22 protein-coding genes are annotated in these 21,126 nt (G+C 66.5%); 11 read left to right on the forward strand and 11 right to left on the reverse strand.

The window, feature by feature from the left end:
- Positions 1–7: 7 nt before the first annotated feature.
- Positions 8–316 (reverse strand): hypothetical protein, encoded by a 309-nt coding sequence (locus FFS23_RS09515; protein WP_038664126.1) that lies wholly within the window; start codon positions 314–316, stop codon positions 8–10.
- 96 nt (positions 317–412) lie between these two features.
- Between FFS23_RS09515 and FFS23_RS09520 the strand changes: the two genes are divergently transcribed.
- The 3 genes from FFS23_RS09520 (at position 413) to FFS23_RS09530 (ending at position 5,145) form a co-directional block, all read left to right on the forward strand.
- Positions 413–3,142, forward strand: coding sequence for an ATP-dependent DNA helicase (locus FFS23_RS09520; RefSeq protein ID WP_171009439.1), 2,730 nt, complete (start codon positions 413–415; stop codon positions 3,140–3,142).
- Complete coding sequence (locus tag FFS23_RS09525) at positions 3,139–3,678, forward strand: SixA phosphatase family protein (RefSeq protein WP_137898422.1); 540 nt, start codon at positions 3,139–3,141, stop codon at positions 3,676–3,678. The genes FFS23_RS09520 and FFS23_RS09525 overlap by 4 nt, the downstream gene beginning before the upstream one ends.
- 396 nt (positions 3,679–4,074) lie before the next feature.
- The gene (locus FFS23_RS09530) at positions 4,075–5,145 is read left to right on the forward strand and encodes an AI-2E family transporter (RefSeq protein ID WP_137898423.1); all 1,071 of its coding nucleotides are present in this window, start codon (positions 4,075–4,077) and stop codon (positions 5,143–5,145) included.
- A gap of 142 nt (positions 5,146–5,287) precedes the next feature.
- Here FFS23_RS09530 and FFS23_RS09535 read toward each other — a convergent pair whose 3' ends face one another.
- Together FFS23_RS09535 and FFS23_RS09540 are read right to left on the reverse strand one after the other, a co-directional pair.
- Positions 5,288–5,806, reverse strand: a complete 519-nt coding sequence (locus FFS23_RS09535) for a YceD family protein (RefSeq protein WP_137898424.1) — start codon at positions 5,804–5,806, stop codon at positions 5,288–5,290.
- Positions 5,803–6,309 (reverse strand): ubiquinol-cytochrome C chaperone family protein, encoded by a 507-nt coding sequence (locus FFS23_RS09540; protein WP_249340607.1) that lies wholly within the window; start codon positions 6,307–6,309, stop codon positions 5,803–5,805. The genes FFS23_RS09535 and FFS23_RS09540 overlap by 4 nt, the downstream gene beginning before the upstream one ends.
- Before the next feature lie 123 nt (positions 6,310–6,432).
- Here FFS23_RS09540 and FFS23_RS09545 point away from each other — a divergent pair, with 123 nt between their 5' ends.
- Positions 6,433–6,927 carry an outer membrane protein assembly factor BamE gene (locus FFS23_RS09545; protein ID WP_038667428.1) on the forward strand — a complete coding sequence of 165 codons (495 nt, stop codon included), beginning with the start codon at positions 6,433–6,435 and terminating at the stop codon, positions 6,925–6,927.
- A gap of 372 nt (positions 6,928–7,299) precedes the next feature.
- Complete coding sequence (locus FFS23_RS09550) at positions 7,300–8,271, forward strand: glycosyltransferase (RefSeq protein ID WP_249340608.1); 972 nt, start codon at positions 7,300–7,302, stop codon at positions 8,269–8,271.
- A 181-nt stretch (positions 8,272–8,452) separates the two neighbouring features.
- On the opposite strand, the gene FFS23_RS09555 is transcribed toward FFS23_RS09550, so the two are convergent.
- The 6 genes from FFS23_RS09555 to FFS23_RS09580 all read right to left on the reverse strand — a co-directional run bounded on the left by FFS23_RS09555 (position 8,453) and on the right by FFS23_RS09580 (position 15,667).
- The gene (locus tag FFS23_RS09555; protein WP_137898425.1) at positions 8,453–8,914 is read right to left on the reverse strand and encodes a ubiquitination-like system serine protease family protein; all 462 of its coding nucleotides are present in this window, start codon (positions 8,912–8,914) and stop codon (positions 8,453–8,455) included.
- Positions 8,911–10,092: a ThiF family adenylyltransferase gene (locus FFS23_RS09560; protein WP_137898426.1), complete on the reverse strand. Its 1,182-nt coding sequence runs from the start codon at positions 10,090–10,092 to the stop codon at positions 8,911–8,913. The genes FFS23_RS09555 and FFS23_RS09560 overlap by 4 nt, the downstream gene beginning before the upstream one ends.
- Complete coding sequence (locus FFS23_RS09565; protein WP_137898427.1) at positions 10,067–10,819, reverse strand: multiubiquitin domain-containing protein; 753 nt, start codon at positions 10,817–10,819, stop codon at positions 10,067–10,069. The genes FFS23_RS09560 and FFS23_RS09565 overlap by 26 nt, the downstream gene beginning before the upstream one ends.
- A gap of 82 nt (positions 10,820–10,901) precedes the next feature.
- Complete coding sequence (locus tag FFS23_RS09570) at positions 10,902–14,306, reverse strand: ATP-dependent helicase (RefSeq protein ID WP_137898428.1); 3,405 nt, start codon at positions 14,304–14,306, stop codon at positions 10,902–10,904.
- 3 nt (positions 14,307–14,309) lie between these two features.
- The gene (locus tag FFS23_RS09575) at positions 14,310–14,897 is read right to left on the reverse strand and encodes a hypothetical protein (protein WP_137898429.1); all 588 of its coding nucleotides are present in this window, start codon (positions 14,895–14,897) and stop codon (positions 14,310–14,312) included.
- Positions 14,894–15,667 carry a DNA-binding response regulator gene (locus FFS23_RS09580; RefSeq protein ID WP_137898430.1) on the reverse strand — a complete coding sequence of 258 codons (774 nt, stop codon included), beginning with the start codon at positions 15,665–15,667 and terminating at the stop codon, positions 14,894–14,896. Before FFS23_RS09580 ends, FFS23_RS09575 begins: the two co-directional genes overlap by 4 nt.
- A gap of 752 nt (positions 15,668–16,419) precedes the next feature.
- Between FFS23_RS09580 and FFS23_RS09585 the strand changes: the two genes are divergently transcribed.
- From FFS23_RS09585 to arsH, 5 genes are read left to right on the forward strand one after another with little or no spacing between them, the layout of a single operon-like run.
- Positions 16,420–16,752: an ArsR/SmtB family transcription factor gene (locus FFS23_RS09585; protein WP_137898431.1), complete on the forward strand. Its 333-nt coding sequence runs from the start codon at positions 16,420–16,422 to the stop codon at positions 16,750–16,752.
- Between the two features lie 11 nt (positions 16,753–16,763).
- On the forward strand, positions 16,764–17,192 hold the full coding sequence (arsC, locus tag FFS23_RS09590; RefSeq protein ID WP_235525809.1) for an arsenate reductase (glutaredoxin): 429 nt from the start codon (positions 16,764–16,766) through the stop codon (positions 17,190–17,192).
- Positions 17,192–18,478 carry an arsenic transporter gene (locus FFS23_RS09595; RefSeq protein ID WP_137898432.1) on the forward strand — a complete coding sequence of 429 codons (1,287 nt, stop codon included), beginning with the start codon at positions 17,192–17,194 and terminating at the stop codon, positions 18,476–18,478. Before arsC ends, FFS23_RS09595 begins: the two co-directional genes overlap by 1 nt.
- On the forward strand, positions 18,475–18,798 hold the full coding sequence (locus tag FFS23_RS09600; protein ID WP_137898433.1) for a YnfA family protein: 324 nt from the start codon (positions 18,475–18,477) through the stop codon (positions 18,796–18,798). Before FFS23_RS09595 ends, FFS23_RS09600 begins: the two co-directional genes overlap by 4 nt.
- Positions 18,798–19,556, forward strand: a complete 759-nt coding sequence (gene arsH, locus FFS23_RS09605; RefSeq protein WP_137898434.1) for an arsenical resistance protein ArsH — start codon at positions 18,798–18,800, stop codon at positions 19,554–19,556. The genes FFS23_RS09600 and arsH overlap by 1 nt, the downstream gene beginning before the upstream one ends.
- Positions 19,557–19,612: 56 nt before the next feature.
- Here the strand turns inward: arsH and FFS23_RS09610 are convergent, their stop codons facing one another.
- Positions 19,613–19,828, reverse strand: coding sequence for a hypothetical protein (locus FFS23_RS09610; protein ID WP_137898435.1), 216 nt, complete (start codon positions 19,826–19,828; stop codon positions 19,613–19,615).
- Positions 19,829–20,007: 179 nt separating this feature from the next.
- Between FFS23_RS09610 and FFS23_RS09615 the strand changes: the two genes are divergently transcribed.
- Positions 20,008–20,196 (forward strand): hypothetical protein, encoded by a 189-nt coding sequence (locus tag FFS23_RS09615; RefSeq protein WP_041394287.1) that lies wholly within the window; start codon positions 20,008–20,010, stop codon positions 20,194–20,196.
- 243 nt (positions 20,197–20,439) lie between these two features.
- Here the strand turns inward: FFS23_RS09615 and FFS23_RS09620 are convergent, their stop codons facing one another.
- A complete protein-coding gene (locus tag FFS23_RS09620) occupies positions 20,440–21,126 on the reverse strand; it encodes a ZIP family metal transporter (protein WP_137898436.1) in 687 nt (228 codons plus the stop codon).

Below are 21,126 nucleotides of genomic sequence, written 5' to 3' on the forward strand. Positions count from 1 at the left end.
GCGGGACTTAGCGGCAGCGGTCCTTCGCGGTGATCGTACGGTCGATCGCGCGGCCGGCGAAAGCGCCACCGACGGCGCCGCCGACGGTGCCGAGCGCACCATGGCCGAGCACCGAATTGCCGAGCAAGGCGCCGCCGACGCCGCCCGCGACGAGGCCGGTGGTGCCGCTCGAATGGCGGCAGCGCTTGACGTGACGATAGCCGCGCTCGTGCGAATTGCGGTAATGATGGCGTGCCTCGGCCTTGCTGACCGGCAGCGCGATGCTGGCGGGAAGGGCGAGCGAGACGGCGCCGAGCGCGAACAGCAGAGTACGCATGAAGACTGATCCTTATCAGGCGGATGACCCGTGCCGAACGTGCGATGCGCCGCCGAGTTGCACCGCCGTCCGGTTGCCATTCTGTTCCGGCGGGCTATGGCGGCACGGGTGATCCCCTATCCCGCCCTTCACGCCAGCCATGGCGGCATCTGGATCGCCACCGCGGAGGGAACGCGGCCGATCGGGCGCGGCGAGGCGATCCGCATCGCCGCCGACACGCCGGTGATCCTGCTCAACGCGCCGTTGGTGGGGCAAAGGCTCGGCTATCCCGAATTGTCGGGGCTCGACCTGCTCGAGCTGTTCGCCTTCCTCTATCCGGCGCGGTTCGCGGTGCCGACGCCCAGGGGGCTGGCGCGCGCGGTCGATCTGTCGCCGCCCGACACCGACGAGGGCGTCGCCGCCTTCCTGCGCGAGGCGGCGGCGGCGCTGCTCGCGGTGACGCAAGGCGACTGGCCCGAGCGCGAGGGCGCGTGGACCGCAGCACAGTCGCTGACCCGGCTGCGCTGGCCGTGGGGACCCGCGCTCGCACCGCTGCTCGCCAAGCCGCAGGTCAACGAGCGCTGGCTGTTCTCCACCTTGCCCGAATGGGAGGAACAGGCGCCGCGGCCGGCACCGTTGACCGTCGCGATCCCACCCGCCGACGCCGAGGCGCGGCTCGCCGACCTCACAGGCCATGGCGCCGAGGAGCGGCTCGGCCAGCGCGCCTTCGCCGCGGCGGCGACCGATGCCTTCGCCCCGCGCGCGATACGCGACGCGCCCAATCTGGTGCTCGCCGAGGCGGGGACGGGGATCGGCAAGACCTTGGGCTATCTCGCACCCGCCTCGCTGTGGGCGGAGCGGGCCGGCGGCGCGGTGTGGATCAGCACCTATACCAAGGCGCTGCAACGGCAATTGTCGAAGGAGACCGAGCGGCTGTTCCCCGATTCTGCCTTGCGCCGGCAGAAGGTGGTGACGCGCAAGGGCCGCGAGAATTATCTGTGCCTGCTCAATCTGGAGGATGCGTTGCAGGGCGGCTTCGCCGGCCGCGCCGCGATCCTCGCGCAACTGGTGGCGCGCTGGGCGGCGTATAGCGCCGACGGCGACATGGTCGGCGGCGACCTGCCCGGCTGGCTGCCGACGCTGTTCCGGCGCAACGGCCCGACCGCGCTGACCGACCGGCGCGGCGAATGCGTCTATGCCGGCTGCCCGCATTACCGCAAATGCTTCATCGAGCGCGCCGCGCGCGCCTCGGCGGAGGCGGACGTGGTGATCGCCAATCACGCGCTCGTGATGGTCAATGCGGCGCGCGGCCGCGAGACGACGACACGGCCGACGCGCTACGTCTTCGACGAGGGCCATCATCTGTTCGAGGCGGCGGATTCGATGTTCGCCACCGCGCTGACCGGGCAGGAGACGATCGAGCTGCGGCGCTGGATCCTCGGGCCGGAGAGTGGCGGGCGCGGCCGGCGACGCGGGCTGCAGGCGCGGCTGTCCGACGTCGCCAGCTACGACGAACAGGGCGGGATCGCGATCCAGGATGCGATCGAGGCGTCGCGGCATCTCGCCAGCGACGGCTGGCTGGGGCGGATCAACGAAGGCGCGCCGTTCGGGCCGATCGAGCATCTGCTCGCCGCGGTGCGCGGCCTGACCTATGCGCGCGCCGAACAGCCGGGCGACGCCGGGTACGGGCTGGAGACCGAACTCGCCGAGCCGACCCCCGAGCTGATCGAGGCGGCGGCGCCCGCCGCGGCGGCGCTCGATGCGCTGGTGCGGCCGCTGGTGACGCTGGGCCGGCGGCTGGAGGCGGTGCTCGCCGAGGCGCCCGACTGGATGGATGCGCCGGCGCGCGCGCGCGTCGAGGGGGCGATCGCCTCGATCGGCTGGCGCGCCGAGACGGTGGCGGCGTGGCTGTCGCTGCTCGCGCGCGTCGGCGGCCCGGTCGATCCGGCGCATGTCGACTGGCTCGCGGTCGACCGGGTCGAGGGGCGCGAATATGATATCGGCCTGCACCGCCACTGGCTCGACCCGACGCGGCCGTTCGCCGAGATCGTGCTGAAGCCGGCACATGGCGCGCTCGTCACCTCGGCGACGCTCACCGGCGGCGGCGACTGGGAAACCGCGGAGGCGCGCGTCGGGGCGCCGCATCTCGCCCGCGCCGCCTCACGGTTCGAGGCGAAGAGCCCGTTCGACTATCCCGCCAATGCCGAGGTGCTGATCGTCACCGACGTCAAGCGTGGCGACCTGCCCGCGCTCGCCAACGCCTATGCGCGGCTGATCGTCGCCGCGGGCGGGGGCACGCTCGGTCTGTTCACCGCGATCCGGCGGCTGCGCGGCGTGCATGGCCGCATCGCCGACCGGCTGGCGCGCGAGGGGCTGCCGCTGCACGCGCAGCACGTCGATCCGATCGATACCGGCACGCTCGTCGATATCTTCCGCGACGACCCGCACGCCTCGCTGCTCGGCACCGATGCGCTGCGCGACGGCGTCGACGTGCCGGGATCGTCGCTGCGGCTGGTGGTGATGGAGGGCGTGCCCTGGCCCAAGCCGAGCGTGCTGCACGCCGCGCGGCGGCTGGCGGGGGGCGGGTCGGCCTATGACGATCGCATCGTGCGGGCGCGGCTGGCGCAGGCGTTCGGGCGGCTGATCCGCCGCGCCGACGATCGCGGCGCGTTCGTGATGCTGTCGTCGGCGATGCCGTCGCGGCTGTTGTCGGCGTTTCCGCCCGGCGTCGGCATCGCGCGGGTGACGCTCGACGAGGCGGTGGCGCGGGTGCAGGCGCGGCTTTCCTTACCGACTCACATCGGGCATGAGGCGGCGCTCGCGACACATCACGGAGACGCCGGTTGAAGACGCTGACGCTGCTGCGCCACGCCAAGTCCGGCTGGGACGATCCGGTGAGCCGCGATTTCGACCGCCCGCTCAACGCCAAGGGCAGGCGCGCCGCCGAAACGGTGGGCCGGAAGATGCGCAGCCTCGACCTCGCCTTCGATCACGTCGTCGCCTCGCCGGCGGTGCGCGTCGGCGAGACGCTCGATGCGGTGGTGGCGGGCTATGGCCGCGACCTGGCGCCTGCGTGGGAGCGGCGTATCTATCTCGCCTCGGCGGCGACGCTGCTCGACGTGGTGCACGACCTGCCGGCGGAGGCGGAGCGGGTGCTGCTCGTCGGGCACAATCCGGGGCTCGAGGATCTGGTGCTGATGCTGGTGCCGGCGGCGCCGGACGGGTTGCGGGTGCTGGTCGAAGAGAAATATCCGACCGCGACGTTGGCGGAGATGACCTTCGATATCGCCGACTGGTCGGCGGTGGCGGAGGGCGGCGGCGATCTGCGCCGGTTCGTACGGCCGCGCGACCTCGATCCGAGCCTCGGACCCGACGAGCGCTGATTTTCACGCGAAGGCGCGAAGAAGACCGGTTCACGCTGAGGCGCGGAGGCGCGGAGAGAAGTAGGTTTTGCGCGCAGAGGCGCAGAGGCGCAGAGGCGCCGAGAGGCGCGCCCGTTGCGCCGAAGGCGCTTCATCTTTCCGGCGCAGATCGGCATCGCGCTCGTTCCTCTGCGCCTTCGCGCGCCGATTTGGTCACGACCACGCTTGTGGTACGCGGTGACCGTTCCACAGGCGCAACCTCTCCGCGCCTCCGCGCCTCTGCGCGAACCAAATCTTCCTTCTTCTTCGTGCCTTCGCGCCTTTGCGTGATTCACCGCAGGACCGAGACGGACCCGAAACGGTCCTGACGGGTTCTTGCCCCGGTCCGCACGGGGACGGACGACGAAGGGGAATGACGTGATCGATAGACGACGGCTCGAATCGGGCGGGCTGATCCTGTTCCTGGCGCTGATCACCGGCGGGCTGTTGCTCGTCGTGTCGTCGTTCGTCGCGGCGCTGCTGTGGAGCCTGCTCGCGGCGATCCTGTTCCAGTCGCTGTTCCACTGGCTGCTCGCCAAGATGCCGGGGCGGCGCAACTGGGCGGCGGCGGCGACGTTGCTGATCATCCTCGTCGCGGTGATCATCCCGGCGCTGGCGATCACCGGCATGGTCGTCGACCAGTCGGCGGGCGTCTATGCCAAGGTGCAGAGCGGCCAGATCGATTTCGCGCGCTATTTCGAACAGGTGCACGACGCGCTGCCGCAATGGGTGCAGCATCCGCTCGACCGCGCCGGGCTCGGCAGCTTCGACACCGCACAGGCGCGGATCGCGCAGGGCCTGCGCAGCAGCTTTCAGTCGATCGCGTCGCAGGCGCTGTCGATCGGGCGCAATGCCGCGGCGTTCCTGCTCGCCTTCGGCGTCGGGCTGTACGTCACCTTCTTCCTGCTGCGCGACGGCGACCGGCTCGGGCCGGTGATCCGCGACGCGCTGCCGCTGGAACGGCCGGTCGCCGACCGGCTGATCGACAAGTTCGTCGCCGTCGTCCGCGCGACGATCAAGGGGTCGGTCGTCGTTGCCCTCGTGCAGGGTGCGCTGGGCGCGGTGACCTTCTGGATCGTCGGGGTGCCGGCGGCGCTGCTCTGGGGTCTGCTGATGGCGCTGGCGGCGCTGCTGCCCGCGATCGGGCCGGCCCTGGTGTGGGTGCCGGTCGCGATCTACCTGCTCGCCACCGGCGCTGTGTGGCAGGGCGTCGTGGTGATCGTCTCGGGCGTCGCGGTGATCGGGCTCGCCGACAATATCCTGCGGCCGGTCCTCGTCGGGCGCGATACCGGCATCCCCGACTGGCTGGTGCTGGTGACGACGCTCGGCGGGATCGAGGTGGCGGGGATCAGCGGCATCGTCGTCGGCCCGCTGGTCGCGGCGCTGTTCATCACCGGCTGGCAGATCCTCACCGAGCAGCGCCATGGCGGGCGCGGCGGCGAAGCGTAGGGGGCGCCCGCACCACCCGCCCTCTCGTCATCCCGACGAAAGTCGGGACCTACGGATGCGGGGACGCTGGTGCGGTGCGTTCTATCTGCCGCCCGTGTCCATGGGTCCCGGCCTTCGCCGGGATGACGAAGGGGCGGAAGCGCTACCCCTTGCCCAGCAGCGACTTGAGGTCCTGCAACGCGCTGTACGGGCGATGATCGTCCTCGCTGATCACGCCGGCCTCGCGCAGCACCGTCTCGGCATCCGGACTGCGCGGGAAAGGATCGAGCGCCAGCGCCATCGTCTCCGCCGCCGCCTCGCCGAGGTCGACCGCGCCGCCCTCGATCTCGACCGTGTCGAGCGCGCCGGCGTCGAGCTCGACCTCCTCCTGCTCGTCGAGCGCCTCGACGAACAGCAGCGCGACCGGCTCGTCGATCGTCGCGTCGAGCGGCACGTCGGTGACCGAACAGGCCTGGACCACCGCACCGGTGACGCGGCCGCGCACGACGATCCCTGCCGCCTCGCGCTTGACCCGGAGCGTGGCGTCGAGCCGTTCGACCGCCAGCACGCCGAAGCGCACCGCCAGCGCGGCGCGTTCGGCCTCGGTCGCGGCGATGCGCACTTCACGTTCGCCCGCGCCGATCGCATCGAGTCGTTCCAGGCGGCTGAATTCGGGGGTCATGGCAGGTCTCCGGCAACGAGGCGGTCGAGCGGGGCGGTGGCGAGCGCGTCGTGCAGCGCGATCAGGTCGGCGGCGACTGCGGCCAGTGCCTGCGGCGCCGGAGCCACGCCGCGATAGAGATTGCGGACCAGCGCCGGACCGAGATCGCCGCTCGCCAGCCCGTCGCGATAGGCGCCGATCCGGCCGCCGAGCATGCTCATCATCTTGCCAATATGCTTGCCGACGACGATGTCGCCGATGCCCATCTGGCGCAATTGCCCGTCCATATCGTCGACGAACCGCTCGGTGAGATGCGCCGACAGCGCCGCCGCGGCGAGCTCGCGCTCCAGCCGCAGCAGCACCATCGCCAGCACCGCGGCGATCATGTCGAAGCGGCCGTCGACCGTGTCGGGTACGCCGCCGGCCAGATACCAATGTTCGGCGCGTCCGCGCGTCACCACCGCATTGTACAGCGGCAACGCCTCTTCACGGCGTTCGCCAAACAATCGTCCCCACCAACCCACGGCATATCCTCACCATTCGCGCCAACATGGCCCCGGCGCTTGAAGCCCGCCCGTGCTTCGCATATCGAGGCGATCGGCGGGCGATGCAATCGACATGGCGTGGCGCTGCCGCTGGAGATAGTGATGAGCGTATCCTTTGCCCGTATCGGCCTCGGGCTGACCCTCGGGCTGACCGTCGCCATGGGCGCCTGCGCGCCGCTGCGGTCGCATCAGGGCTATATCATCGATGCCGATCTGGTGAATTCGGTGCAGCCGGGTGTCGACAACCGCCAGTCGGTGGCGAGCACGCTCGGCCAGCCGACGATCGCCAGCCAGTTCGGCACGCGCGATTGGTATTATGTCGCGCGCGACAGCCGCAACCTCAACTTCCAGAAGCCCAAGGCGAAGGACCAGATCGCGCTGAAGATCAGCTTCGATCCCAACGGCACGGTCAAGTCGGTGACGCGCACCGGCGTCGAGCAGATCGCCAGCATCGATCCGTATGGCAAGACGACGCCGACGCTGGGTCGCAAGCGCGGCTTCTTCGAGGATCTGTTCGGCAACATCGGCACGGTCGGTGCGGCGGGTGCGGGTGGCGGCGCGGGCCGTGGCACCGGCGGCGGTCGCGACACGCCGTAACCCGCCCAGCACGTTGGCCGCGCCGCCTGCTACGCATCGGCGCGACCGTGCCGTGCTTGGACCGGCACTGATCCCGAAAGGGGAAAAGGGATCAGTGGCGAGTAACGCGCCGACCACGGAATGGTTCGCACCGTTACGATGGGCGGGCGCGATTTATGTGCGCGGCAGGACGGGTCCGGCGCCGCTTGCGTGACCCATATTTCCCGCCCCGTCAGGCATCCTGTTGATAAGTCGAAATATCCATGCCGCCGTAGTGCGATTTGCATGCGGGGTTGGCCGTGCGACCTCAATATTCCTAATGGCTTGACGAATTCTCCTTGCTCAAAAGCATCCGTTGCGGATGTTGTCGCCTAGAAATGCGGGGCGGGGGTCTTGGATTTTCTGATGGTCGTCCTGGACGGCGCCGTGCGCGAGTCGATGTTGTTCGCGGCGACCTGGTTCCTGATCGGCGGGGTCGACGATCTCGGTGTCGACCTCTGCTTTTTCGTCGATCGGCTGCGACACTGGCAGGCACCGCGCCGGTGGGTGAGCGATCTGCCCGGACGGGCGGTGCCCGCATCGTTCGCGATATTCGTCCCGGCCTGGCGCGAGGAGGCGGTGATCGGCGCGATGCTGGCGGCGACGACGGCGCGGTTCGGTGATTCCGGCTATCGCGTGTACGTCGGGGTCTATCCCAACGATCCCGCGACGATCGAGGCGGCGCGAGAACTCGTCGAACGTGATCCGCGCATTCGCATGATCGTCGGCCCGCGCGATGGCCCGACGACCAAGGCGGATTGCCTCAATATCTTGTGGGCTGCGCTGGAACGGGACGATGCCGCGGCGGAGCGGCGAACCGAGGCGATCGTCATCCACGATGCCGAGGACGTGGTTCATCCGGCGGAACTGCGGGTCTTCGACGCATTGTTGCAGAGCTATGCGGTGGTGCAGGTGCCGGTATTGCCGCTGATCCGATCGGGATCGCTGGTGTCGGGCCATTACGCCGACGAATTCGCCTACGCGCATGGCATGCAGCAGCCCGTGCGCGCGATGCTGGGTGCGCCCTTGCCGCTGGCGGGAACCGGATGCGCGATCCGCGCCGACGTCCTCGGCGAGATCGCCATCGAGCGGGGCGGCGCGCCGTTCGATGCGTCCTGCCTCACCGAGGATTATGAGCTATATGGAGTCCAAGATAAAACGTATTATGTCGGCAAGATATTTATACCGACTTGGCAGCTCGTCTTGAGGCCAACAGCCCGATGCGGGCTGCAGCCGTTCCATATAATAATTGCCGATAATGCGGTTCGGCGCCGCCAAAATTGGTGGAGAGCCGCCGGTCCGCTTTCGGGCGCGCAGACAACGTAAGCGGACGCTTGTTCATAAAGCTCGCGACGGCAGCTACGCGCCCCAATTTCGGTCACGCGCCGCTTCTGTGAACGTGTCCTAAAGCTGCCATTCGCTCCGGTCGCTTGGATCGACTCATCGAATGAAAATTGGTTGGGTTCTGCGCGCGGTTGAAGCGCGCAGAACCCTGACAAGCGGTCGCCTAAGATTTTGATCCCATCAGCCAACCGAGGAAGCGCTTTTTCCATCCGGAGGCGGCTGGTAGTGTTTGAGAACGTTCGACATTCACCTTTAATACGGCCACCTCGGAAACTTCATTCAAACCATAATGCGCCGCCTTCGCCCAACGGTCGCGTCGACGTTCAGCTGCAACTTCCGCATCCGACCAAGGAGGCGCTTCGATCACCCGATTGCGGCGGATCACGTAATGCGATCGGCATGGGAGCGTCCAACTACCGACCGACGGGTGCAGCGTGATCGTCTCGCCGTCGTAGCTGATGTTCCAATCCGTCGGCGTGAGCGGTGTCACGACCTCCTCGCCACAGCCGCAGCAGCAGCTGTGCGCAGCGCTTCCGAACTCCATCGACACGTAGAGCACGCCAGGTTCAAGCGTTTCCGGAAACGTCTCGACGAACCGGTGTTCGAGGTCGGAATGCCGCATCATGACTGATCCTCGTTCAGCAGCATGTTTCCATCGAGCGTATAGGTCGAATGATGCTCGTTCTCGAGGTCGCAGTAGAAGCCGCACAGCTTCTTCCACTTGATGACCGCGAACACCGCGTTCAGCGCATTGAGGTCGGCGACTTGGATGTTGGACGCGTAGATGTCGCCGGCACCGCCCCCGGCGAGCGGGATCCGTTCATGCGACGCGACGGTTTCCCGCGTCTCCGGGGTGCTGGTCGTCACGCGAAGGATCCCGCTGAGGCCTCGGTGGCCTAGCTCCAGCCCCATGCCGATGTCGATGAAACCGACGCCTCGCGCGTGGAGCCGCTCGACCAGCGCCGCCTTGGCCTCGCCTGCGTCGAGGCTCAGGAACGCGAAGTCGATGCCGTCGAGCAGGTCGAGATTACCCGGCGCGATCGCGACTGGCACCGCGGTGATGCCGCGATGCATGCGCTCGTAGATCCCCTTGAAGTGGTCCACCTTGAGCGGCGCCTCGCGGAGTTCGTCGAGGCTCGGCGCGCCAGGTGCCCTGAAAGCATTGTGCTGGAGGAACTCGTCGGCATCGAAGATGCGGATCTCCGCCACCGGCGTCTTCGCGACCATGTCGAGGATATAGCTGCCCGAGCCGCCGAGCCCAATGATTGCGATACGGTGCCCCGCCAGCTTCGCCGTCAACGCGCCGATGCCGACGCGGTCCGACGCGGTCTCGACGTAGTTGAACACGCTGTCGGCGTCCTCCTCGTCGAGCGCGCGATAGGGCCGGGGTGTCGCAGTTGCATCGAGCACCGCGGCCGGCCCCGCGATGATCGACGCGTATGTCGTCATCTTGTGGTGATAGTCGCGATAGCCGCCGTCGGGCTTGCTCGAGAACGCATGCTCGGCGGTCAGACCGTGGCCGAGGTCGAAGTGGGTCGTCTGGTTGGCGATCGCGGCGATGCGGGCCCCATCGGCAAAGCAAGGGTACTCGCCGTCGAAATGCACGACGTGCGTGTCGGGCGGCCTGGTCTGGTCGCCGGCCAGCGCCAGGCTTGAGATCAAGGTCCCCTTGCGCACCTTGCGGTCGGCGTCGACGTAGGGGACCTCGCGCATGACGAGGAACCCTCCGACGATCTGGACGAAATAGCCCTCCTCGCGCAGCTTCGCGAGGTCGGCGTTACGACTGAACAGTGCGCGTGACATTGAAGACCGTCCCCTGCTTAATGGTGACCGAGCCGTGGGCGCCAAGCTCCCCGGCATGCGGCGTCGAGGCCGCCTTGCGGTAGGTCATGGAGAATACGACGTTCGGCTCGTGCGGACCGGGGAAGGCCATTTCGACGATCTGCTCGAAGGTCACCTCCGGCCCCGGCACGGTGCGCGGACGGGTGTTGACGATGATCTCGATCTCCACCGTCGGGCGCTTCGCGTTGTAGAAGCGCTCGATGCCCGGCGCGCTGAGGTCGACCAGCATCGCGGGCTCGATCAGGACGTCCGTCCCGCCGCGAACCTCGAGGAAGACTGCTTCGTCGGGGCCCGGCTTGGCGAGTTGCTCGAGGATACGGCCGCTGATCGTCGGCTTGCCCCAGCGTTCCTCGTGGTCGTTGACCTCAAACTTGAAGTCGCGGTCCGTCAGGAAGGCGACAATGCGCTCCGCGCCGGCCCCGCGGAGGTCGAACGTCTCGTTGAGGCGCACATCCTCGAAATCGCCGGTGTCGAGGATCGCGAAGATGCTGTAGCCGCGCTCGGGCTCGAGGCCCGCGGCCTCGAGGATCTGGCGGCCCACCGGGATCGGGTCGGCGATGCCGAGCGGGCGGAAGTCGAGGCCGTCGAGCGCGAACTGGATGCGGTAGGCCTTTGCCGCCAGCAGGGGGCGGCCCTCGCGGATCGCGTCGCCGACGTCGTCGTATTCGGGGAGTTCGGGGGTGTTCATCTTGCTTTTTCCTTCGTGTCTAGCCGGGTCAACCCGGTCACGAAGGGACAATCGGAACGGACACTGCCGACCGGAAAGGCGATCAGAAAACTTTCTGCAGCGAGCCGCTGGGGACGGGCCCGCAGATGAAGAAGGCGGGGCACCCCGGGCAGATGCGCTGTGACGGGGATGCGGGGAACGAACCGTCGCGGATTCCCGCGACGACCTTATCCAGCAGCTCACGTCGGTTGCCGAGCACGCGCGTCGTCATGTCGAGCGCGGTGACCTGATCGCTCATCAGGTGCACCACCTCCGCGGCCGCGCCGGGTGCACTCTCCGCGAGGGCGAGCAGCGCGGTGGCTACGCCGAGGTTCTCGGTGTCCGACTTGCGGTAAGCTCCCGTTCGGATGCGCCGGTAGATCCGGACGCCCCGCGCGTCGACAAGGACATCGTCGGCGTTGAAGACGATCTGATCGGAGCCGATATTGAGCGGCACCGCTGCCGGGATCTCGGCGGGGTGGGCCAAGCGAGACTGCCGGAACCGCGTCACCAGCGTGATCGCCATCGTCCGCAGCTCCGCAAAGCTGCCGGGCGTGTCGAGACCATGATCGTCGCAGGCCTGTTCGACGGCGGCACGGAGGTGCGCGTCATCCGACACGTCGAGCCCCTCCCGCACCGCCGCGCGGACGACGGACCGAGCCGCCTCGTGCATCCTCATGTAGTCGGTCTCGGTCCGGCGCCCCCCAATGCCGAGCACGTGTGTGTAGAAGAAGCGTCGCCTGCACTTGTCCTTGTCCAGCATCGCCACCTGCGAATCCCGCAGCCGGATCGTCCCGTCGATCACGAGCGTGACCCGCTCGTCCTCCGGGGCGGGAGGCAGCTTGCGGAGCAGATCGGGCGTGGACCGCGCAACGGCCGCCCCGAGGCGGTTGAGGAACTCGGACAGGGGTCTGGCAGAGTGGTTGGCCTTCTCCGTGGCCGCATACATGACGAGTCGGTCGCGCGCGCGCGACAGCGCGACGTAGAATAGGCACTCCCGCTCCTCCGCGTCCCCATCGCGCAAGGCCGTCTTCACATCGCCGGTCAATCCCGCGATGACGCCCTCCGGCGGGAGGCATGCGGGCGCCTTTGACTGACTTGGGAGCGTGTCCTGGTTGAGGCCCGGGAGGTGGACGCACCGGAACTCGAGGCCCTTAGCGCCATGGATCGTCATGAGCCGCACCGCGTCCAGTCCCTGCGCGGCGGCAGGTAGCTGGCGAAGGTCGCGATCGTCGCCGATCGCCACGAGCCGCCTGATCCGGTCCAATAGGCGGGGAACGGCCTTTCCCTGCTCGCGCGGCTGCACGCGGAGGAAGTTCATCAGCTGCCAAAGCGCGATGCCCTGGCTGCGTTGGCCGACCGACTGCGCCACGGCGATAGTGGCGGCGATGCGGGTTCGGTCGAGGAGGATCACGGCGAGGACTCGCCAAGGCGGCGTGTCGGCGTCGAAGCCCTCAAGCGCCTCCGCGAGGCTGTCCAACGCGGCATGGCCGTCCGCGGAGATCGGCAGGTCCCGTCGCGCGGCAAGCCAATCGAGCGGCTCCCGCTCGTCGTCGCGCAGAGTCGCGAGTATGGCGCCGACGTCGTCGAGCGACATGGCAAATTCAGTCATGCCTGCGGCGCGAACGAGGCCCATCGCCCGGCGGTCGGCGAGCAGCGACAACATCGACATAAGGTCCTTGACCTCGCCGCGCTCGAACAGACTGCCGAGGAATAGAACTGGGACGCCCATGCGCTCGAGGTCCCGGGCGATCACGCCGAGCCGCTCGTTGCCGGTGCACAGCACGGCTTGGTCGCGGTAGGCGAAGCCGGCCTCGTGCATCTCGGCGACGCAGTCGGCGATCGCGACCGACTGCTCGTCCTTCATGGCGCGGGTCCTGAGCTCGATCGGGATCCCAGAATGACCACGGTCCGCCTTAAGCAGCGTCTCCGTCTTGCTCGCCGTCATTCTGACCGCGAAGGCGGAGTAGGCCGTGACGATCTCGTCGAACGAGCGGTAGTTGACCTTCAGCCTGCCCGACGCGGCACCAAGGAAATCCTCCGTCGTGAACTTGGAGGTACTGATCGGGGACGCTCCCCGGAACCGGTAGATGGACTGCCGAGCGTCGCCGACGACCCAGAGGTTATCGCCGGTTGGGCGGATCGCCTTGAGTAGCCGAACGCTGGCGCGGTTGACGTCCTGATACTCGTCGACGAGCAGATGGTCGTACATTCCGCCGAGCTTCGCGGCGATGTCAGTGCGCCGCTCGAGGAGTTCGACGGGGAGCGATACCAGGTCGCCGAAATCGACCGCCCGCCGTTCGCGCTTGATCCTCTCGTATAGCGCATAGACCCGCGCCACCTCGGTGGACTTGAGCGCCTCGGTCGTCCGTGCCTCGTCTCCGACCGCAGCGACGCGCATGGCCTCCGCGTGCCGCGCATATTCCTCGGCGGTGACCACCTCGTCCTTCGCTCGCGAGATCGCCGCGAGGATGTCGCCGATCAGCCGCGTCGGGTCATAAAGATCCTGATAGTGTTCGAGCGCCAGCTTCGGGAACTCCCGCTCGAGCAGCTCGACCGCCTCGACCCTGTCCATCAACTGCGGATTGTCGGGAAGCGAGAATTCGGCGCTGAGGCGTCGGATGAGGTCGAGCCCGAAGGCGTGGAACGTGCCGATCCACATCGCCGCTGCCTTCTCGGGACACTCGGCCGCAATGCGGTCGGCCATCTCCCCGGCTGCCTTGTTCGAGTAGGTGAGCACGAGGAGCCGCTTGGGATCGACGCCCTCGTCGAGCAGCTGAACGACCCGCGCGGTCAAGGTCTGAGTCTTGCCGGTGCCGGGCCCTGCCTCGAGCAAGTAGGGGCCGCCGCGATGGGCCGCAGCGATCGCCTGGGCCTCATTCAGCGGATGGAACTCGCGGACTTTGTCGTCGGGTTCGATCACGGGGAGTAGGAGACCGTCGAACAGCTGCTGCGCCACGACGTCGAACGGGGCTTGCATCCGCTCGGCGATGTCAGACGCGGTCAGACCATCTTCGAGGTGGAGGCGGCACACCACTTCACGGGGTAGGAGGAGCTCCCGGCCGAAGAGGTCCATCTGGACCTCGCGCCTTTGCCGGCGGCCGTAGTCCACCACGCGGTCGATGCCGGTCGGCGAGGGCTCCGAGCCACGGGCCGGATCCGCCTCAGTGACCGTCGGGGACGAGGTTCCGTCCCCCAGCTCGTGATGCCCGATCTCATGAGCGACGAGGAACGCCCGCTCGAAGGGCGACCCGATGTTCTCATGGATGATGAGGTCATCCTCCGGAACCAGCGTCGCGCGTCCGTTGTCGAGGACCGTGGCACCCGGATTCGCTGAATCGACGTCGAGGCCGCGATCCTTCGCGATCGCGACCGCGAAGGCGTAGGGATCCGTCGGATCGAGTCCCCGCGCGACCGCGCTGGCGTGCAGTTCCGCCGCGCGTCGGCGTCCTAGCTCAGTTGCGTCCACGGGTCAGCCGTCGGCCATCAGCCGAACGCGGTCGGCTTCGGATACGCCGGCATCCGTCAGCACCTGCTCGAACGTGGTCTGCGCGACGGACCCGGGTGGACCGTTCGACTTGTAGCTTCTGGTCGCCGCCATCCCCGCCGGAGGTCGCGCCATTGCGGCGATCACGTGCGGCTGAGGAACGCCCAGCGCCACGGACAGCTCGCGCGTCACGGGCGTCGGGACGCTGGAGGCGAGCACCCTATGCTCGCGGATGCAGGTGATCACCTGCCGCGGCACGCCGAGCTTAACGGCGAGAGCCTTGCCCACGTCGCCGGAAAGGCGAGCCAAGGGATCGGCGTCAGTCGCGGCTTTGGGCCGGGCTGCCTGATGCCTGATCCACGCCGCGTCGACGCGGGACTGCTCGGTCGCGGTCAGGCCGCCCTCGTCCTCGGTGTCGGGCGTGGCGATTAGACGGGAGAAGTCGATCAGCTGCAGCGCGAACTGAGGATGGGCCGCGACGTAGCGGGCGAGGACATCGCCGTCGTGGACCTCCTCCATCTGGAACAGGTCGAGCACGGCGTCGAGCGCGAGCGGCGGGTTGGTGGCGGTCATTCGTCGTCCCCAGGATTGAAAAGGGCGCCAAGCGTCTTTAGCGCCCGGTCCCGATAGTTGCGAACTGACCGATCCGAGCAGTCCAGGGCCCTAGCGATCGTCATGACCGACGGGTCGCTCGAATGGATCTGCCACCCGATCAGCAGGAGATGCATGGTCCTGCTTTGTTCTGGTGGCAGGGCGTCAATCGCGACGTAGAGCCTCTCCCGGAAAAGCGGATCGGAAAAAATTTCGGCGTCCAGCGGGTCGGTCGTGCCGGCGGAGGCTGCCGCCTCAGCGGCGCCGCCCTCCTCGTCGTCCATGGAAACGCCGCGGTTCGCTTCGCGCCACACCCGCTCTTGGGCGTCGAGCCGGAGCCGCTTGATGGCGAGATCGAACCGCGCCTCAAAGAAGTCGAGCCTGTCGTCGGGCTCCGCGCGGTCCTTGGCGAGCAAGTCGACGAAGTTGTCGAAGACCGCGTCGCGGATGCGCTCGTCAGTGGCGGACACGGTGCCGCCCGAAGCGATCGGCACCGCCCGCATGACGCGCTCGGCGAGCGCCTTGTAGAGGCGCTCGAACGAAGCGTCGGAGTTTTCGCAACGACTGGCGCGGATGAAATGAACCAGACATTCGCTGGGCACGTAGCCAGGATCCTTTCGATTGCGGATCCGGGCCCGCTCGAGCAGTCCATCGCGCGACAGGACGCCAAGGGCGGGGAGGAGCGCCTCGACTTTGTCGGGGCGCGTATACAGCGTCCCGTCCTTCTTCTTCCGGGTGAGCGGGGCGATCAACTTGTCCTCCCTTTCGAAGCATCAGCATAACTGCGTTTCAGGGGTAATCGCCATGGAAACTGAAACCGGAACGGCAGAATGGATTATTTGGAACGCGTCGGCGTGTGCCCGACCAGATCATCGCACCTCTTGCGCTGACAACTCAACGGCAGCTTTCCGCGGAGAAGCACCGAGGACCGGACTGTCGGCAATCGGCCCACTTCCTGCCGCACCGTTTCACCTGAACGAGCGACCGCTTTCGAGACGCCTTCAACCGGCGCCGAACGACCGAAACTGGGTCACGGAGGCGCGGCAGCTGGCGACCAACTCAAGCCGTTCGTAAAGCGAGTTACGAACGGCGGCTCCGGACGGAACCCGTCATTCGACGAGGCCAACAGGATGATCGGCGCTCGCCCATATTTGCGATAGAGCGCGACTGGTAACTGGTCTTGAACGCCGCCATTCCTGAGGTCACTTGGCACCAGCATCAGGCCGACTGGCGATGGGTCATTGCCGACGGGCAGCTATCGGGCACCTCTGTGCGGATAGCTGACGTACGTGGCCTTTCCTGCACATTGTTTTCCGAACCGGTTGATGAACATTGGCCCGCGGCAAGGGCCGGCTCGGGCCGGTCGTATGCCAACGGTTCGGAAAACGGCCGTTTTACGCACACCCCTGCCATGAGCCGATTCTCAAAAGGGATCGTAAAATGAGAAGGTTGGCCTCGGAAATCTCGAACTAGCCAAGTCTGACATATCCTCTATGCTGGATATATGGAAAACGATTCGGCCATTGCTGCACTTAGCGCTCTCGCACAAGGCACACGCCTCGACGTGTTTCGCCTACTGGTCCGGCACGAACCAGTTGGAATGGCGGCCGGCGAAATAGCCCGTCAGCTCGACGTGCCGCAAAACACTATGTCAGCGCACCTTGGCATTCTCGCGCGTGCCGGCATCGTCCGTTCCGAACGACATAGCCGCTCGATCGTCTACCGCGCCGATCTGGACGGGCTGCGCGCACTGACCCTGTTCCTCGTCAAAGACTGCTGCGCCGGCTCACCCGAACTATGTGGGCCACTCCTAGCCGAACTCACCCCATGCTGCTGAAAGGACGCCCCGTGGCCGTCGATATCGTGATCTATCACAACCCCGAATGCGGCACGTCGCGCAACACGCTGGCGATGATCCGCAATGCCGGCATCGAGCCTCATGTGGTCGAATATCTGAAGACACCGCCTGCGCGCGCGCTGCTGGTCGAGCTGATCGATCGCGCCGGGATCACGCCCCGCGATCTGCTGCGTGAGAAGGGGACTCCTTATGCGGAGTTGGGCCTGGGCGACACGTCGCTGTCCGACGAAGCGCTGGTGGACGCGATGATGGCGCATCCGGTCCTGATCAACCGGCCGCTCGTCGTCTCGCCGCTTGGCGTGAAACTGTGTCGTCCGTCCGAAGCGGTCCTCGATCTACTGCCGGAGCCGCAACAGGGTGCGTTTGCCAAGGAGGACGGCGAACAGGTCGTGGACGCCTCGGGCCAGCGCGTCGCCTGATGTTGCTCGCGCTCGCTATCTTCGTCGCCACGATCGCGCTCGTCATCTGGCAACCGAAGGGCCTTGGCATCGGGTGGAGCGCGATGGGCGGCGCGGCGATCGCGCTGCTCGTCGGGGTCGTCTCGCTCTCCGACGTGCCGGTGGTGTGGGGCATCGTCTGGAACGCGACCGCGACGTTCGTCGCGATCATCATCGTCAGCCTGTTGCTCGATGAAGCCGGGTTCTTCGAATGGGCGGCGCTCCACGTCGCGCGCTGGGGCGGGGGGCATGGTCGCCGACTGTTCGTGCTGATCGTGCTGCTCGGCGCGGCGGTATCGGCGTTGTTCGCCAATGATGGCGCGGCCCTGATCCTGACGCCGATCGTCATCGCGATGCTGCGTGCCCTGGGATACAAGGACAAGGCGACGCTGGCGTTCGTCATGGCAGCGGGGTTCATCGCTGATACCGCCAGTCTGCCGCTGATCGTCTCCAACCTCGTCAACATTGTGTCGGCCGACTTCTTCCGGATCGGCTTTGCCGATTATGCCTCGGTGATGGTGCCGGTCGATCTGGCGTCGATCGCCGCGACGCTGATAGCGCTGCTGCTATTCTTCCGCCGTGACATACCGGCGAATTACGATGTGGCGCAACTCCGCACGCCCGGTGATGCGATCCGCGACCGTGCCACGTTCAAGGCGGGCTGGGTCGTTCTTGCTCTACTGCTTGCCGGCTTCTTTCTGCTCGAACCCATCGGCGTACCGGTCAGCGCCGTTGCCGCTGTGGGCGCGGTCCTCCTGCTTATCATCGCCTCGCGCGGCCACGTCATCCAGACGCGCAAGGTGCTGGCCGGTGCCCCGTGGCAGGTCGTGATCTTTTCGCTCGGCATGTACCTGGTCGTCTACGGCCTGCGGAATGCTGGCCTGACCGATCACCTTGCCAGCCTGCTCGATCGCACTGCGCAAGGCGGCGTGTGGGGCGCGGCGTTCGGGACCGGGATCATCGCCGCGCTGCTGTCGTCGGTGATGAACAACATGCCGACCGTACTCGTGGGGGCGCTGTCGATCGACGCGACCCACGCCACGGGCGCGATCAAGGAAGCGATGATCTACGCCAACGTAATTGGGTGCGACCTCGGACCGAAGATCACGCCGATAGGCTCGCTCGCAACACTGCTCTGGCTGCATATCCTCGGGCAAAAGGGCATTCGGATCGGCTGGGGCTATTACTTCAAGGTTGGCGCGACGCTAACGATTCCGGTGCTGCTGGTAACACTTGCGGCACTCGCGATCAGGATCAGCATGGTATGACGGCGCTAGTGTATATGGCCGCGGCACTTGCGGAAATCGCAGGCTGCTTTGCCTTTTGGGCATGGTTCCGGCTGGATAAATCGCCCCTGTGGCTGGTTCCGGGCGTGGTCTCACTTATGCTGTTCGCCTGGCTGCTGACACGCGTGGATAGCGACGCAGCGGGGCGGGCTTATGCTGCCTATGGCGGCGTCTATATCTGCGCATCGTTGATCTGGCTGTGGGCTGTCGAAGGGGTAAGGCCCGATCGCTGGGACGCGGGTGGAGCCGCACTGTGCCTGATCGGCACCTGCATCATTCTGCTAGGCCCAAGGACCGCCTGATGCCGCTCCGTATTCTCGCCGATCCTGATAATCTGCCCGCGCTCGATCGGCGCTATGCGCTCGATCGTCCTGCCCTTGGGCTGGGTGCTGGCGATCCACCTCCGCGCATCCTGTTGCTCTATGGCTCTTTGCGGGAGCGGTCCTTTTCGCGGCTGTGCGTCGAGGAAGCTGCTCGCCTGCTGCAATTCTTCGGCTGCGAAACGCGGATCTTCGATCCTTCGACGTTGCCGCTGCCCGATCAGGTGACGGGGGACGATCACCCGGCCGTCCACGAGTTGCGCGAACTGTCGATGTGGTCGGAGGGGCATGTGTGGTGCAGCCCTGAACGACACGGCCAGATTACCGGCATCATGAAGCTGCAAGTCGATCACCTGCCGCTGTCGATGGGCGGGATGCGCCCGACGCAGGGCCGCACGCTCGCCGTCATGCAAGTGTCGGCCGGGTCGCAGTCGTTCAACAGCGTGAACACGCTGCGCGTCCTCGGCCGCTGGATGCGAATGGTGACGATCCCCAACCAATCCAGCGTCGCGAAGGCGTTTGCCGAGTTCGAAGAAAACGATCGAATGAAGCCGTCGGCCTACTATGATCGGCTCGTGGACGTGATGGAAGAATTGGTACGCTTCACTGTCCTGCTACGCCCGCACACCGCCCAATTGGTCGATCGCTATTCCGAGCGAAAGGAGGCAGGCGTGCCGATCGATAGCGCCACGGACCTTTCGAGCATCGCAACCTCGCCAACGTACCGGAAAGGCGAGTAAAGTCCGCTTAGTGTGGCAAACCGCTCCTGCGGCATTGTACATGACTGAGGGTGCTTCTAGATGCATTCGATGAAACGCCGGGCTCGCCCACTCTCCAAAATGTTGCATTCCATGGCGTTTTTCGTCTTGGCGGTGATGTTGCTGGTCCGGCTTGGCCCGCTCTGCGAGACGATGGCGATGGCCGCGCCTCCGGCTGCGTCCGCGATGATGGACTGCGCCAGCAAATCAGCAGGCGCTCCCATCAAAAAGGCCCCTGCGTCGGCCTGCGCCATACCGTGCGTTGCTGTTGCCGGCGAAACCGTCGAGCATATCGAGCTGGTTCCGTCCTCCCGTCTATCGCCTTGGCCGGCTCCACAGACCGGCCTTTTGGGCATTGCATACGCTCCGGCCACACCCCCTCCGCAAACCGTGTGAAGTTGAGCATCATCACACGTAAATTACGGAGAATATCATGACCAAGTTCAAGCTCATCAGCGCTGCTTTCGCCCTCACCCTGTCGACTGGCGCATTCGCCGCTGTCGCCAATTGCTGCGCCGACATGGCGTGCTGCAAGGACGGTGCGGACTGCTGCAAGGATGGCGCAAAAGCCAAGGCTGCTGACTGCTGCGATCATGCCAAGGGCGGCATGAAGCACGGCTAAAGGATGGATAGGGGCGGGCAACCGCCCCTATTTTCTAGTCTACGTCTACTCGGCGCGGCACGCCGTCCCGCCACGGTCGCTGCGTCGAGCGGAGAGTTACCCTCAGGGTTGAGGCTCTTCCCCGAACCGCATCCATCGTTCGTCCCATCTCGCGCGCGATTACCGCCAGCGTCTGCCTGGCCCCGATACGCTGACGAAGCTCGGCGTCATCATCATCGGTCCAAGACGTTCCACGTCGAGCGGTCAGCCCAATACCTCCTCAATCAGGAGCAATCCCAGAAACCCGATGAAAAACATCGCGCTGATAAGCGGGGTGTCTGGCTTCTCGTGCGCTTCAACCAACAGCTCTTCCGTCACGAGGTAGAGCAGCGCCATCAGACCGAAACTGAGAAACCCGGCGATGACGACGGGCGGAAACGTCGCAACGGGTGTCGCTATCGCCGCACCAATCGGCAGCAACAACGCGATCCCCATCGTAATCGCGATGATACGTGCCTTGGACTTGATCGTCTCACTCAACTCGGTCGTTACGGTCAGTCCGAGAAACAGCACCTCCAACGTCAACGCGATCGTCAGCAACACGCCGGCCTTCCCGCCAGCGACGAACGCCAATCCGAGAACAAGCCCGTCGATCAGGATATCGACTGCAACTGCCCCGAGCATAGCGATCGGTCCACTGGCGCGCCCCTCAAGGGCTTTGAGCGACAGCATCACGAGAATGCCAAGCGCGCCGCCAGTGAATGTCGCGATCGGTGAACCTTCGTGCATCACCTGGGGCAGGATCTCGGCTGCCGCTGCGGCGAACACGACGCCTGCCGCCAAGTGCTGCATAGCGCTTACGAAGGCATCGCTTGGCCGTCTCGATACCGCGAATAGCGAGCCGATCAGTACGGCGACGACGGGAATGAGCGTAAAAGCAACGGCCTGCAT

Source organism: Sphingomonas sp. 2SG (genome assembly GCF_005503285.1).
GTDB classification, from domain to species: Bacteria; Pseudomonadota; Alphaproteobacteria; order Sphingomonadales; family Sphingomonadaceae; genus Sphingomonas; species Sphingomonas taxi.

What these genes read in the sequence shown, in the direction of transcription:
- FFS23_RS09515 (WP_038664126.1), bottom strand. Translation starts at nt 316, where the DNA reads ATGCGTACTCTGCTGTTCGCGCTCGGCGCCGTCTCGCTCGCCCTTCCC.
- FFS23_RS09520 (WP_171009439.1), top strand. Translation starts at nt 413, where the DNA reads ATGGCGGCACGGGTGATCCCCTATCCCGCCCTTCACGCCAGCCATGGC.
- FFS23_RS09535 (WP_137898424.1), bottom strand. Translation starts at nt 5,806, where the DNA reads ATGACCCCCGAATTCAGCCGCCTGGAACGACTCGATGCGATCGGCGCG.
- FFS23_RS09545 (WP_038667428.1), top strand. Translation starts at nt 6,433, where the DNA reads ATGAGCGTATCCTTTGCCCGTATCGGCCTCGGGCTGACCCTCGGGCTG.
- FFS23_RS09555 (WP_137898425.1), bottom strand. Translation starts at nt 8,914, where the DNA reads ATGATGCGGCATTCCGACCTCGAACACCGGTTCGTCGAGACGTTTCCG.
- FFS23_RS09560 (WP_137898426.1), bottom strand. Translation starts at nt 10,092, where the DNA reads ATGTCACGCGCACTGTTCAGTCGTAACGCCGACCTCGCGAAGCTGCGC.
- FFS23_RS09565 (WP_137898427.1), bottom strand. Translation starts at nt 10,819, where the DNA reads ATGAACACCCCCGAACTCCCCGAATACGACGACGTCGGCGACGCGATC.
- FFS23_RS09575 (WP_137898429.1), bottom strand. Translation starts at nt 14,897, where the DNA reads ATGACCGCCACCAACCCGCCGCTCGCGCTCGACGCCGTGCTCGACCTG.
- FFS23_RS09585 (WP_137898431.1), top strand. Translation starts at nt 16,420, where the DNA reads ATGGAAAACGATTCGGCCATTGCTGCACTTAGCGCTCTCGCACAAGGC.
- FFS23_RS09595 (WP_137898432.1), top strand. Translation starts at nt 17,192, where the DNA reads ATGTTGCTCGCGCTCGCTATCTTCGTCGCCACGATCGCGCTCGTCATC.
- FFS23_RS09600 (WP_137898433.1), top strand. Translation starts at nt 18,475, where the DNA reads ATGACGGCGCTAGTGTATATGGCCGCGGCACTTGCGGAAATCGCAGGC.
- arsH (WP_137898434.1), top strand. Translation starts at nt 18,798, where the DNA reads ATGCCGCTCCGTATTCTCGCCGATCCTGATAATCTGCCCGCGCTCGAT.
- FFS23_RS09610 (WP_137898435.1), bottom strand. Translation starts at nt 19,828, where the DNA reads ATGGCGCAGGCCGACGCAGGGGCCTTTTTGATGGGAGCGCCTGCTGAT.
- FFS23_RS09615 (WP_041394287.1), top strand. Translation starts at nt 20,008, where the DNA reads ATGACCAAGTTCAAGCTCATCAGCGCTGCTTTCGCCCTCACCCTGTCG.
- FFS23_RS09620 (WP_137898436.1), bottom strand. Translation starts at nt 21,126, where the DNA reads ATGCAGGCCGTTGCTTTTACGCTCATTCCCGTCGTCGCCGTACTGATC.